We start from the raw sequence: 12,310 nt of genomic DNA on the forward strand, positions 1-12,310 counted from the left end.
ACGCCTTAAAAGTTTTAAGGCGTATCAAGTAAGCGTATTACCTCCTCAATTTGCGAGGAAAACTCGCTTTGGGCGAGCTTCAGCTTTTCAACAGCAATGCTGTTGAGGCTGTGGCTGTTGGATAGCTTTTCGTGCTTTTCCAGGATGTCAAAATTGTCGGAAAAAAGAAGGTCCACGTGAAAGTGCTTGCTGTAGAAGCTGAACAGAAGTAAAAGCAGTTCGATCGTCCCTCCCACCCCGTTCTCCAGCCGGGATATCTGGTTCTGGTTCACCCCCATGGACTCTGCCAGGCTCTCCTGCGATAAATCAAGCCGCTTTCGCAGCAGCTTTAGCCTCTGGCCTAACTCCTGTATGCTTACGCTCATACCTGTAACGCTGTGATTAGTGTCTTAACCTCATTTCTAATTTTATTGTAGTTCGCTCTCAGGATTTGGTCTTTTTGATCGGGGGTACCAAAGTTATAAAATTTTGGCAAATCAAGATACTGCTTTTCTTCCTGTTGTATGTTATCAAGGTCGAGATTAATTTTACAGTGGTAGGTACTGGCAACATACTTCCCGCTATACTCTTCGTTATCGGAAGCCACCTGGCCTACCAGTTCACCGGCCTGCAAATTGGCAATTTTTGATGCCGGAATAAGCGGTCCCATTTCCTCGTTCATGTTCACCGAAGTACGGTTCCGGTCCACACTGAGCCCCTCCTTTAGCTGCCTCACCCTACCAAACAGTTTCTCCAGCCAGTCAAGCGTTTCTTTATTACGGGCAGAGCCCGAGAGTACATTGGCCGCTACAGAGCAAATGGTGTCGGCTGTTTCCCTGCCATACTGCTGCCGCAGCTGCGGTAGTTCCTGCAGGCCCAGCAGAACAGCTATCTTGTTGCTCCTGGCTGTAGCGATCAGGTTCTCCACCCGGTGTATGTAAAGCGTAGGAGACTCATCCACGATTAGCCCACAGGGCAAGTTCCCCTTTGTATTGATCAGGCGTGTCATGCGATTGAGGATAAGCGCATTGCAGGCGCTGTTAATGCTCTGTGTAGCTGGATCATTTGCAATCACCAAAACTGAAGGATTTTCCGGGTCCGTTATCTTTAAATTAAAGTCGTCTCCTGATAGTACCCAGAATGTTTCTTTTGTGGCCAGCCGACCAATATTAATCTTTAAGGTGCCAATCTGCCCTTCCAGCTGCTCAAAGGCTCTATTTTTATATGCTGTGGCAAAGGGCGAAAGCAGACTATCCAATTCAGGTTCGGAAAAGAGCACCTCGAAAATCTGATCATAGCTTAGGTTAATAAAGGAAAGTACATGCGGAAACGAAGAATATCGCCCCCCTTCGTGGCGGCTCAGAAAGTAGATGCAGCTGGCCAGGAAATTAACTGCTGACTGGTTGAAGAATTGCGCAGACCCTGATTCCCTGTCTCCTTTCCGCAGCGCTTCCAGCAGCGCCTCAGCCGTTTCGGTGGCATCGGCCAGAGTAGGCAGGTACTCCGGCTTTAATGGGTTAAATCTCCTGCTGTGCTCTACGCTGCTAAAATTGATGGTATGGAACCTGTGGTTTTTCAATACCCCTCTCTTTTTATTGACCAGGTAATGGTAATAAGTCGTTCTAGCCAGGTCCGGAAATTTGAAGTCGTAGACCATCATAGAGAAGCCTTTCCCCAGGAGCTGTTTGATAAAAGGTAACACCACTGAGAAAGACTTTCCTGAGCCGGGTGTACCGATCAGCAGTGTTGCTCGAAAGGGATTCACTACATTTAGCCACCCGCGCTGTACCCGCTTTTGGTAATAGTAAAGCATCGGGATATTCACCGAGTATGGCGTATGCACCGGTGTCTTGGACTGCTCAAAGGACTCATTTTCCACGTTGAATTTGTCTTTCATCAATCGGTGCTGTATATGCTTAGAGATATTATCCAAGGCTATATGAATCATCATCGCACCTAAGAAGGAGAGCAGGATGTAAGCCGCATCAGACAGGGACACATCCCAGAAAAGAATACGGCTGCTTTCAAAGAAATAAAAGAAACCCGAGCCAAAGAAAAAGGCGCAGCCGATAAGCAAGGGAAGGAAGATATGCCGGAGCGGGTCGAGGTCCAGGTTCTTCCTGGCCTTTGTGCCAATGCTCACGATCAGAATCAAACCGAAGGTGAAAGCTTTGGAGAAGTAGATGTGCTCATAAATAGCCACGCGCTTTACTTTGCGCAGTACAGGCTGCAGCTGATACATACTGCCCGAATCCATAAAGAGGAAAACAGCTACCTCCACCACAATAGTGAAGTAGATAAGTCCCTGTAGGAAGGAGTAAAGTTTTTTAATTTCGCTGGATTCTTCCATATCGTTCCTGATAAAGGTTATCCAATACTATCAGATAGATGTAAGGGAAAGACTTAACAAACTTTCTTTCCTGAGAAAATTCCCATCGACTAGCTAATACCTGCTCACAACGGAATTTTGATGCCAGCCAGCAAACCAGCTCTGAAGCTGTGGTCTACCCGAAGTACCCCCTCGTTTTTCTGTTGAAGCATCAGCACTACATTTCCCGGCAGCACATAACCCAGCTCCAGCCCTGCCTGCAGGGCTCCTATGAAGTGCTCGGTATTAGACCCAATGCCCGCTCCCAGGCGCAGTTTGAGCAACGTGTTTCTGGAACGGGTAAGCATGGGTTTGTAAGCAACCCCCATTAACCAGTTTTTGCTGTCGTCCATGTTGCTCTTATAGGCATCACTGAAGATCTCATAGGAATTGTGGTGGCGTTTGCTGAACTCCAAGGCAAGGTTAGCAGTTAAGGCATCTTTGTACATCCAGCCGCCTGCCAGGTTCAGGTGGGTGTAGCCCTCTTGCGCTCGGCACGGCAGCACAACTAAGAGCAGTAAGGAAAGGAGTAACGACTTTCTCATAAGGTGTCTGCATGAAGGATGTCGGAATAGTCAATTTTAAGGGAGATGGTGCGCCCAGAAATCTGCTCCTCGGCCACCTCAATATTGAACACCTTTTCCTCTGGGAAAGTAAACTTCCTGAACACAAACACGTTCCGGTACTTACGCTTGAAGTGACCCGTGTCATAAAGCTGGAAACTGGGCTGTAGCTCCACCTGCTGAAAGTTAGTGGCCTTCACAACTTTTTTATCCTCAACCTTAAACCGTATTTGATCGACCGTATAGGGGATGTTGGTGTCATTTCTAAGGGAGAGATCAATAAAGAAATAGTCCCCCACCGTATAGATGTTGTTCAGCCTTGCCCGCATCCCCTGCCCTTTCGTAGTCACACTATTGAACTGGGGTTTTCGCTGGAGAGCCAGCAGCGCAAACCGCGCCATGTCCTCCCGGCTCATGGCCACAGCTGGGTTCAGGTAATCATCTACCTGGGTAGGGTCTATACGCACCTCCGTATCTGCCCGATCCGCTCGGCTGTAGGCCAGCTTATATTGTATTATGAAGCGCTCTCCAACGATGGTGATAATACCCGGTTTTGCTCCGCCATGCTTGGGTTTGACCCGAAGGATATTGGCAACAGGTATGTCTCCGGCCACATCATCTGTAGAGATATCTACATACTGTATCGGCTCAGGACTCACAATATGCGTGGAGATGCTCTCATGCACGTGCACTACCTGAAGAGAATCCTGTGCCGAGGCTGAAAACAGCAGGGCAAACAACACATATAGAAGGAATAGCTTTTTCATATTATTGGGCTTTATTATCTATCAAATAAACAATGGTGTTGTACTTTAACTTAGCTTTGTTCTTCCGGATGGCTTTGCCTGCGGCGCGGGTGGTGGTCTGAGAAACCCTTGCCAGCATAGAATAAAGCATCTGGTTGGCATCGTCAGGTGAATCCTCAAAAGTCAGTGTCTGACCACTGCTCACATTCCCGGCAAGCTCTTTTGTAAAGTCCCGGAACTGCGAATCTGGGACATACAGCCCAGCCAAGCCGTCGTTGTCGTAGATACTCAGGTCTACCGGGATGATTTGGTTGCCGTAGAGTATAGAGCGGATGGCTATCTCAATTCGTTGGGCACTGAAACCGGAAACAGTGCCGTAGAGGTAGCTGCCTTTCTTTATTTCGTAGTCCCGCACATAGATGTCATCCAGCAAGCGAATCCTGATCCTGCCGCCTTGCATCACCTTCAAACCTTCGTCCAGAATAGCTCTGATAAACTGCTCCTCACTGTCGGCTGTAATGGTATTGAAAAAGGCTTTATTCGTATTCCTGCTTTTGGTCACGGGTAACGGTGTCGGCTCTTGCTTCTCGGAAGCCGGTGCATGGGCTTTCATCGGCTGTGGCCCCGTACGAGAAGGCACAGGTTCCTCTCCTACCCGGCTCAGGCTGTCAATAAACATCATCTGCTCCCGGAATAGCCGCATCTCCTCTTCATATGCCGATTCAACCTTTCGCATCGGGCGGGTTGACCGTCCAGGCACAGAGGTAGTAGCAGATGCATAGCGCTCTGAGCTGAGGCGCTGCCGCTGGCTTACCCGCTCCATAAACTCCTCCGGCTGCTGATCCGATAGGATACGGTTATTGAGACTGTCGAGCATCCGCCGCTCCTCCTCCGTGTACACGCTGCCATAGGCCATGTCCCTGGGGTCTACCCTATCCTCCCCGATTTCCTGCATGGCCGAGTAGTCGGTCCTATACTTAAACTCGTCCCGAAAAGCCGAGAACTTATCCTTCATTTCCCGCTTTCTCAGGTTGGCATCCGGAAGGGAGGTATTAAGGGCTGTTGTCTCGGTGAGTTCCACTTTCGTTTGTGCGGCGGTGGCCGCCGGTGTCATGTCTAGCCACAGGTAATTAAGCAGTACAAGGAAAGGGAGTATGATGAGCGGGATGGCATATCTGGGATGCCGAAAGTTAATTCTCTTCATGGATGATTCGGTTTAAACGCTGATCAATATCTTTGAGAAAAACACTGTCTTGGGCACGCAGGCTGTCAGGGTTTAACTGCCTGGCCGTGTTGTAGAGCTTTATCAGCTCCAGCATATCTGCGGTACTCGACCTGCCTATAGTCATCTTGTCGCCAGAAGTATCAAGCTGCCTGTACAGCTTGCCAGCCGTCACGGCATAGGTTCCCTGGTGCAGGTGCCGGACGACTAATAGCCCCATGACAGCCACAGACAGTAAAACTAGCATGGCCAGTACCACTGCTTTAGGATTCGAGACACAGTAGTCCCTGACACTTTCCTTGAGGTATGAAAGCCTTTGCTTTATGTTACCGCTAAAAGGATTTCTTCTCGACATACTCCAAGTCCTTGTTCATGACCGTTTTCCAGTTCTTTATCAAAAGTCCATGGGGGTTGTTCTCTGTGCGCGGCACTTCCTCAAGATCCCCCTCTGTAACAAGAAGTCTTTTCATCACAGAGGTCTCCCGCTCAATGCGCTGTGTGGCGTAGTAGGTAAAGTGCCTGTTTTCGTCCACTTTAACGCTATCGGTTTTGATCGTCAAAACCGCAGAGCTCGCCAGGATCTGGTTGTAATAGCCCTTCTCCTTCAGGTTGTTGTATTGTGCCAGACCGGACTCATCCACCAGGTACATGGCCTTGGAGATGTTATTCTTGATGTAGGCGTCATCTGGAGGTAGCGTGAAGAAGAGCAGGTGAAACATGTTCACGTGCGACTTGTACTCTACTGTCCGGTTTACCCCCAGCTCGGTCTGCTCCACCAAGAGCGGCACCGAGTGGTCGATCACATAAATCTTCTTCCGCTGCTCCTCGGCATAACGAAAGGCAAAGGCGCAAACCGTACCTACTATAATGATGGAGGAGATAAAGCTGCCGATACTCACAGCAAATGCCAGCTTCATTTTCTTTTCGAGGTTGTTTATCATAGCAAGCGCTTTTTAGTTTATTTTAAAATTCCTCCGGCCGCCTTCGCAGCTCCTCCTGCCATTGTACCAATGGCATTACCCACACCCGTGGTGTGCACGATCCAGGTGGAAATAATGGGAATGGTCAGCATGGCCAATCCTCCCACAATCAAGGAGACAATGTAGAAACTGATGCCGCCAGAGGGGAAGGAAACGTAGGCAATGAACATCTCTTCGTTGCCCAGTACTGCCTTCAGGATATCTATTTCCTTCATCAACCCATACTTGACCAGCACAAAGGAGATGGACATAACGATATAGCCCAGTCCCGAGTACAGCCCTACGGAAATATAGCGGGCAATCCAGGTCAGGTAGGAGTCCCGAAAGCCCGGCAGCACGCTCAGGGCAAAGGAGAAGGGGCCCAGGATCACCAGAATGCCTGCAAAGATGATCTGCAGAAAATAGATAATGTAGGAGCATACCTGAAAGATGCTGATCACCATCCACTCCACCACCATCATCGCCGTAAAGTGCAGCTTGGCCATCAGCATCAGGTAATAGCCTTTCATTTTGTTAAACAGGGGTTGCAGGTCAATCCCCATCGTTTCGTACCAGCTCGCGTCACTGGCCTCACTCTCAATCCGCTCAAACTCGGCGCTGCTCTCAGAGAGCTTTCGGGCCACAGAGTCTACCAGCGCGAGGCGTTCCTGGTGCAAATCCTCCACCTGATCTACCTGTGCACCGTACATGCCTTTTGCCTGATCATTAACTAGCTGCAGCGGCAGGTTCACAGCGTCGATAAATCCTGGCCAGAAAACAATCACCAGTGTCAGGGCGAAAGGGCGCAGCAAAGGCATGATGCGAAGCGTTTCATCCCCGGCCATCATTTTGTAAGCCTCCAGGCCGAAGTACAGCAGCATGCTGATGGCGCAAAGGGCCTGCGCATCGTAGAGGAAAACACTCACCAAATCCTGTATATTGAGAAAGAGCCCGTCGAACAGGTCAAATATGGCTTTATCGATCAATTCACGCATAGCATCAGTCGGTTAAGTCCTGACTCGTTTTAAAGAGAGAGATGAGCCGCCTGAAATCATTCCTCAAGGCCGTAAGCTCCCCGATGTATACCCGCAGCTGCTCCCCCTTTTTGGCATCGTCCAGGTAAGCGTCCAGGATAATCCCGATGTCGGCGTTAATTCTGTCCCGCTCGGCATGGATGGCCAAAATATAATCTGCCTGCACCCCGGCCTGCACCGCCTCTGCATTCATCCCCAATAAGGCAGTGTTGAGTTCATCGATCTTCTTTTTATACAACAGGTGGTATCCTTTATTCAGGGACCTGTCGGCAAACTTGAACATCTCCTGCTCAAATACCTGGCTTACTGCTTCCTCCTGCGCCTGGGCCTTCACCCTGTTCTGGTTTAGCAAAGCCATGGTAGGGGCAAGCTGCAGCATGTTCCGCCTATCAGGCCCTTTCCTGTACTTGTTATGAAACAGAATAAAGTACCATTTCGGGTTGAACTTTCCCCAACGGGTAACAACCTCCCGCTCCAGCTGGTACCTTGTGTTTTTACTGTTAACTGGCTGCACGCCTTGCCCTAAGGCATCTGTAAAGAGACCAGGAAGCAGGGCCAGGCACAAAGCAAGTACACATAACGTCTTCATAGCAATAGAGATAATTTACTTCCTGATTGCCTTGTACTCATCCATCAGGGAACGGATGATCGCCTGGCTGTTGTTAGGGTAGGTAAGTCCCATCGGGTTCATGGTCTTCAAAAGGCCCGCGTACTTGGCCACACGCATCTTGCGCGTAATGGAATAGGCTAGGCCCCGCATCACCCGCAGCTCGTCCACCACGTGGCGGATAAGGGTGAGCCTGTCGGCATTGTTCATCAGGTTCACATCCGTGCCGATGACAGCCACCTGGTAGATATAGGTAAACAGATCGGATGTACGGTTGAGCAGCTCCAGCTCTGTCTTGGCAGCGATCAGGAGCAGCTCGTTATCACCGCGCGCCAGTTCCATCATTTGGTTTTGGTAATGACCTATGTCTGCGGCAATTTGTGAGGCGTAAATAATGTTTTTACTTTGCCCGATAATGGATTGCACGGATTTAAGGGAGTTGTACATCTTTTCCTCTAGCTCCTTGATCTGCGTCATCTTCAGGCTGATGGTAGTCTGCAGGGCCGCAATCTTTCCTTCGTTTTCCTTAATGTCGTTTAAGGCCGCCTGCTGGGCCGTGTGGTTGACAACAAGTGTGGAGACGACCGCTGGGTCAAAAACAACCTGCTGGGCTAGTACATGACCTGTTAGCAGGCCCATGAAGCTAAGCGTGTAGAGGTACTTTTTCATAGCTGCGTTGCAAAATTAGGTGAACAAATTCATTTAGCTTGAGCCCCGAGGCCCTGAAGTCTGCGACAAATCTTTCCAGGGCTTCCCTGAAATCCCCATACTTGCTTAGGTACACTTGTATGGCCTCTTTTTCCTGGCGCTCGGTGGTAAAGGTCAAATACTCTTCCAGCGATACCTCCACACCGTACACCTCACCGGTGGCCCCGCGCTTGATGTAGACTTCTTTGAAGCGGCCCCGCCCCTCTTTGTTGTCGAGGCTGTTGATGGTGAATATTTTCTTGCGCTCCACCTCATTGATAGAGAGCAGCGCGGCGATCTCATCGAAATTGTCCTTGAATTTGGTCTGGTCCAAGAGGCAGATGGTATCGGAGTTGTTGATGATGGAGTTCTTAACCACAACATTGCCGATGATATCATCCAGCTCCTGTGTCACGACCACGGCCTCTCCCCAGAATTTGCGAACTGTTTTATAGACGTAGAGGATATAGCCGGCCATCAGCGGAGAGGCAATGGCCTTCCAGGCTTCCTCAATGATGAGCGCCTTCCGGTTCTTCTTGTGGCGCATCTTCTGAAGGAACACATCCATGATAATCAGGGTGGTGATCGGGAAAAGAATCTTATGCTCCTTGATGGCATCTATTTCAAAGACAATGAAGGGTTCATCGAACAGGGTGGTATCCATCTCGTTGTTCAGGATCTGCCCATACGCCTCACCTTTGCAGAACTTCTTGAGGATAAAGCGGTAACTGGTCAAGTCAAAGCTAATAGACTCTTTTTGCGTGATCTCGTCGATCTTTCTGATGGAGAAGTCATAGAAGGACTGGAAGGAAAGGTAGCTGCTCTCCAAGCCGTTTTCAAAGTAGTGTTGGTAATAGGAAGTGATAACGGAAGAGAGGACACTGTCTTCAATTTGGCTGACAGTGCCCTCGGCACCTTTCCAGAGCAGGCCCACCAATGACTTGAGAAACTCCCGCTTCTCCTCGTTGAATTCGGCAGCAGAGATCCGGAAGGGGTTCATCGTAATAGGCTGCTCTTCGGAGTAGGTAATGTAGCGGCCCATGTAGTAGGCACACAGCCCAGAATAACTGTGCCCGGTGTCTACCAGGATAACATCTGTGTGCTGTAGGGCATACTGTCGGATCAGGTGGTTCATAAAAAATGACTTTCCCGCTCCCGAAGGTCCCAACACGAACTTGTTACGGTTATTCATCCGGCCTGAGAAGATGGGCGCATCACTCGTGTCAATCGTGATAGGAATCCCCTGCCGGTCCGTGAAGTATACCTGAAAACTGGATAACTCACTTTGCAGCAAACGTTCTTTAAAAAGCAGACATAAGGCCGCGTCTGAAGTAGTCAAAAACTTATCATATACTTTAAGCTCCGAACTATTGCCGGGCAAGGCACACCGGAATAGCTCGAGTTGGTTATATGCGTTTCGGGAGGGAATAATGCCAATGGAAAACAAAGCGCTTTCCAGATAGTTAGCGGCACGGTCTATCTCCTTTTCTCTGGCTGAAAGCAGCACGCTGTAATGTCCGTACACGAGCAGCTGGTTATCCTTGGCGATATCGGCCATCACCTGATCAATATCCTGCACACTTAAATCATTGGCCGGGTCAGGCATGGAGAGGTGTTTTTTTCTTTTGGCCTGCAGCCTGGCCAATTCATGGCGCTGATCAGGGATTTGGATCACCTGGTTGTACACCAGGCAGTCACAACCAGGCACCTGGTGCAGAAAATGCATCAGGTCTACCGGGAGGCTGTACCCTATGTGAAGCGCTGTGTTTGGCTTAAGATTAGACGGAAAGTTGATCTCATCTATGTCCACAAGCGAGATGCATCGGATAACGCTGTCACCGACTTGTAGGCCTTCATCTGAGGCAAGGAGGTTATTGAGCGCATAAACCTCATCGGAAAAGTTGAAGGCAAGCATGCGGGAAATAAACTTCTTCACCTCGATTTCTTTCAGAGCATAGGGCTTGAAAGACCTGCTCTCCAGTATGTCCAGCACTTTGTCAACGTTCCGCTGGAATGCTTTGAAGTCTTTCTCGTCATATGTAAAGAAGCTGGAGCGCCGCACGTCCCTTGTTATAGTCAGGTATGTAGAGACGTCTAGGTACTCTCTTCCTGCAAATGTCTCCTGAAATTTCTGACTCAGGAGATCATCCATTTGCTTCGGCACATAGCACTTCCTGGCTAGTATGTCCGTTTTCTGAAGAGTGTAGCCTGCGCCTAGAATTTTAACGATGTTGGCAAATGTCTGGTGGAAGAGATGGTAAGCCTCCACGTCTGCACAATACTGCAGGGCAGGATTTTGTACTTTGATGATAACCGAATAGTCTCCGCGCTCATGATATAGAATATCATGGGCATGACGGTCTATGCCAATGTATGGCAGACCAAACCGCTGCTTTTTCATGGCTGAGAAAAGTGATGACGTTAAAGTTATGCTGCCAGGGCCAGACTCCTATCTTCGTGCAGAACGCCTCCATTGTGCGGGCATGATGTATACCCCTTTTGACTTCGTTTTATGATATAACCCTTTCTTCTGCTGCATAGCCGTAAACCCCATACCGCCGAAAGTCACGATCACCAAGGCTACCAGGCCTGAAAAGAAGTTGAGCGAAACAGATAAGACAACTGCCGCAAAGAAGCCAGTTAGAACGGAGGCCAGGCCCCAGTAGATATATCTACCTTTCAAGGATTTAAATACAAGGGGTTTTTGCAGCCCCTTGTAGACATTAAATCCTCTGTTATCTTCGGGAGCCACGGCTTACAAGCCGAAGAAGGCTTTGATCACTACCCCCACCACCATCAGGAATACGCAGGACCCCATCCAACCCATGACAGCCTTTTGTGTGTCCTGGTCCCCGGAGTTCCACTTGATGTATACTCTAACTCCCCCAATCAGGCCAACAATAGCTCCGATGACCAGGATTAGGTTGCCTACAGGGTCAATGTAAGTTTGAAGCTCAGAGGCTCCGGCATCAATGCCTCCGGCCCCTTGAGCAAAGGAAGATGGGACAGCGAGGACTACCAACACGAGCATAGCAAGTATCTTTCTCATAATCTCTGTTATTGAATTAAAAATTTATGAAGAAAAAGGTATTGCGTTTGAAAGTCGCCTGGCGTTCTGAAGGAACTCCTCTAGGGGTATACCCTGCCCTATCACGGGCATGGCGACACTGTTCTCAGAGGCCGTCTGATGCGCAAAGGCATGCTCGTCGGCTGCAACAGGATATTCTTGGGAACCGCTATCCAAGGGTAACTCCTCCTGCTCGTAATCCTCATAATCCTCCTCGAATTCTTCCTCCAGGTAATCCTCGTCCACAATGTCTTGGGGTGACTCTGTAGTGTCTACTAAATCGGAAACACTGTATTGGGCCACCATATCTGCGGCCACGCCTTTTGCATTTTGAAGGTACAGGTCAAACAAGAGGTTACCTGCATAGTAAAGCACATAGAGTACTGCTATCGTAGCGAAGAAAGCGCCCCAAGACATAACTATATAATTTAAGTTAAAACATCGATTTACAGCCTAGACATTCCTACTTTAAATATATAATCGATACGAAATACGGTTTTATACTTATACGTATATTTTAAGATTAGATTATTTATTTATATACTTTTTTACTTAATGTTATAGATTCAGCTTAGTTCAAGAACTTGTTATCGGTCCTATCACGGAGCCTTTGAATCTCCTCTTTATGCTCTTCAATGAATTTAGCAAACAGGTAGCTTGCCAGCACATTGATTTTAATCCCTCCTTTTTTCTTCAGCAGGTCTAGCACTTCATGTATATGCACATCCACATAGACTGTTTTGGAGGTAAAGGTAAACTCCTCCTTCGCCTTATCGAGTTCAGCAAGCAGTTGCTCGAAGCTTAAACCTGACGCTGCTTTACCCGAAGCCTTTGCAGCTGTCATTTTCGAGGAAGGAGCCTCCTGCTTTTTGCCTGCTGTAGCATTAGAAGAAGCCTTAGGCTTTTCACCGGCTTTGCCTGATTTTGAAACTGTTGGTGCCGTCTCTTCTCTTTTCTCAGGAACTGGTTGAACAGCTTTCTCTTCTGCATTTTTCTGCTGGGGAGCCTGTCCTATGCTTTGCTTAAAGCTCTTGATGTCAAACTCTTTGTTACCTGCTGTAGACATGAATATTATACG

Annotated in this window: 15 protein-coding genes; all 15 read right to left on the reverse strand. The window is 48.7% G+C overall.

Annotated features, from left to right (window positions below; all coding sequences use genetic code 11):
- Positions 1-14: 14 nt before the first annotated feature.
- The 15 genes from Q1B04_RS17820 to Q1B04_RS17890 all read right to left on the reverse strand — a co-directional run bounded on the left by Q1B04_RS17820 (position 15) and on the right by Q1B04_RS17890 (position 12,298).
- The gene (locus Q1B04_RS17820; RefSeq protein ID WP_299761449.1) at positions 15-365 is read right to left on the reverse strand and encodes a helix-turn-helix transcriptional regulator; all 351 of its coding nucleotides are present in this window, start codon (positions 363-365) and stop codon (positions 15-17) included.
- A complete protein-coding gene (locus Q1B04_RS17825) occupies positions 362-2,329 on the reverse strand; it encodes a type IV secretory system conjugative DNA transfer family protein (RefSeq protein ID WP_299761452.1) in 1,968 nt (655 codons plus the stop codon). The genes Q1B04_RS17820 and Q1B04_RS17825 overlap by 4 nt, the downstream gene beginning before the upstream one ends.
- A gap of 104 nt (positions 2,330-2,433) precedes the next feature.
- Positions 2,434-2,892: a hypothetical protein gene (locus Q1B04_RS17830; protein ID WP_147920728.1), complete on the reverse strand. Its 459-nt coding sequence runs from the start codon at positions 2,890-2,892 to the stop codon at positions 2,434-2,436.
- The gene (gene traN / locus Q1B04_RS17835; RefSeq protein ID WP_147920727.1) at positions 2,889-3,677 is read right to left on the reverse strand and encodes a conjugative transposon protein TraN; all 789 of its coding nucleotides are present in this window, start codon (positions 3,675-3,677) and stop codon (positions 2,889-2,891) included. Before traN ends, Q1B04_RS17830 begins: the two co-directional genes overlap by 4 nt.
- 1 nt (position 3,678) lies before the next feature.
- Positions 3,679-4,860, reverse strand: a complete 1,182-nt coding sequence (gene traM, locus Q1B04_RS17840) for a conjugative transposon protein TraM (protein ID WP_147920726.1) — start codon at positions 4,858-4,860, stop codon at positions 3,679-3,681.
- A complete protein-coding gene (locus Q1B04_RS17845) occupies positions 4,847-5,125 on the reverse strand; it encodes a hypothetical protein (RefSeq protein ID WP_147920725.1) in 279 nt (92 codons plus the stop codon). The genes traM and Q1B04_RS17845 overlap by 14 nt, the downstream gene beginning before the upstream one ends.
- An 85-nt stretch (positions 5,126-5,210) precedes the next feature.
- The gene (traK, locus tag Q1B04_RS17850; RefSeq protein WP_007661352.1) at positions 5,211-5,819 is read right to left on the reverse strand and encodes a conjugative transposon protein TraK; all 609 of its coding nucleotides are present in this window, start codon (positions 5,817-5,819) and stop codon (positions 5,211-5,213) included.
- A 17-nt stretch (positions 5,820-5,836) separates the two neighbouring features.
- Complete coding sequence (locus tag Q1B04_RS17855) at positions 5,837-6,832, reverse strand: plasmid transfer protein (protein ID WP_299761473.1); 996 nt, start codon at positions 6,830-6,832, stop codon at positions 5,837-5,839.
- 4 nt (positions 6,833-6,836) lie between these two features.
- Positions 6,837-7,460: a hypothetical protein gene (locus tag Q1B04_RS17860; RefSeq protein ID WP_147920724.1), complete on the reverse strand. Its 624-nt coding sequence runs from the start codon at positions 7,458-7,460 to the stop codon at positions 6,837-6,839.
- Positions 7,461-7,475: 15 nt separating this feature from the next.
- Positions 7,476-8,147, reverse strand: a complete 672-nt coding sequence (locus tag Q1B04_RS17865; RefSeq protein WP_147920723.1) for a plasmid transfer protein — start codon at positions 8,145-8,147, stop codon at positions 7,476-7,478.
- A complete protein-coding gene (locus Q1B04_RS17870; RefSeq protein WP_299761478.1) occupies positions 8,122-10,566 on the reverse strand; it encodes a TraG family conjugative transposon ATPase in 2,445 nt (814 codons plus the stop codon). The genes Q1B04_RS17865 and Q1B04_RS17870 overlap by 26 nt, the downstream gene beginning before the upstream one ends.
- A gap of 48 nt (positions 10,567-10,614) precedes the next feature.
- Positions 10,615-10,917, reverse strand: a complete 303-nt coding sequence (locus tag Q1B04_RS17875) for a DUF4133 domain-containing protein (protein ID WP_147920721.1) — start codon at positions 10,915-10,917, stop codon at positions 10,615-10,617.
- 3 nt (positions 10,918-10,920) lie between these two features.
- Positions 10,921-11,214, reverse strand: a complete 294-nt coding sequence (locus tag Q1B04_RS17880; protein WP_170114172.1) for a DUF4134 domain-containing protein — start codon at positions 11,212-11,214, stop codon at positions 10,921-10,923.
- A gap of 24 nt (positions 11,215-11,238) precedes the next feature.
- Entirely contained in the window at positions 11,239-11,649 is a 411-nt protein-coding gene (locus tag Q1B04_RS17885; RefSeq protein ID WP_147920720.1) for a hypothetical protein, read from the reverse strand.
- A gap of 154 nt (positions 11,650-11,803) precedes the next feature.
- Positions 11,804-12,298 carry a hypothetical protein gene (locus Q1B04_RS17890; RefSeq protein ID WP_147920719.1) on the reverse strand — a complete coding sequence of 165 codons (495 nt, stop codon included), beginning with the start codon at positions 12,296-12,298 and terminating at the stop codon, positions 11,804-11,806.
- Positions 12,299-12,310: the final 12 nt, after the last annotated feature.

The organism is uncultured Pontibacter sp., assembly GCF_947495565.1.
Classification (GTDB): Bacteria; Bacteroidota; Bacteroidia; order Cytophagales; family Hymenobacteraceae; genus Pontibacter.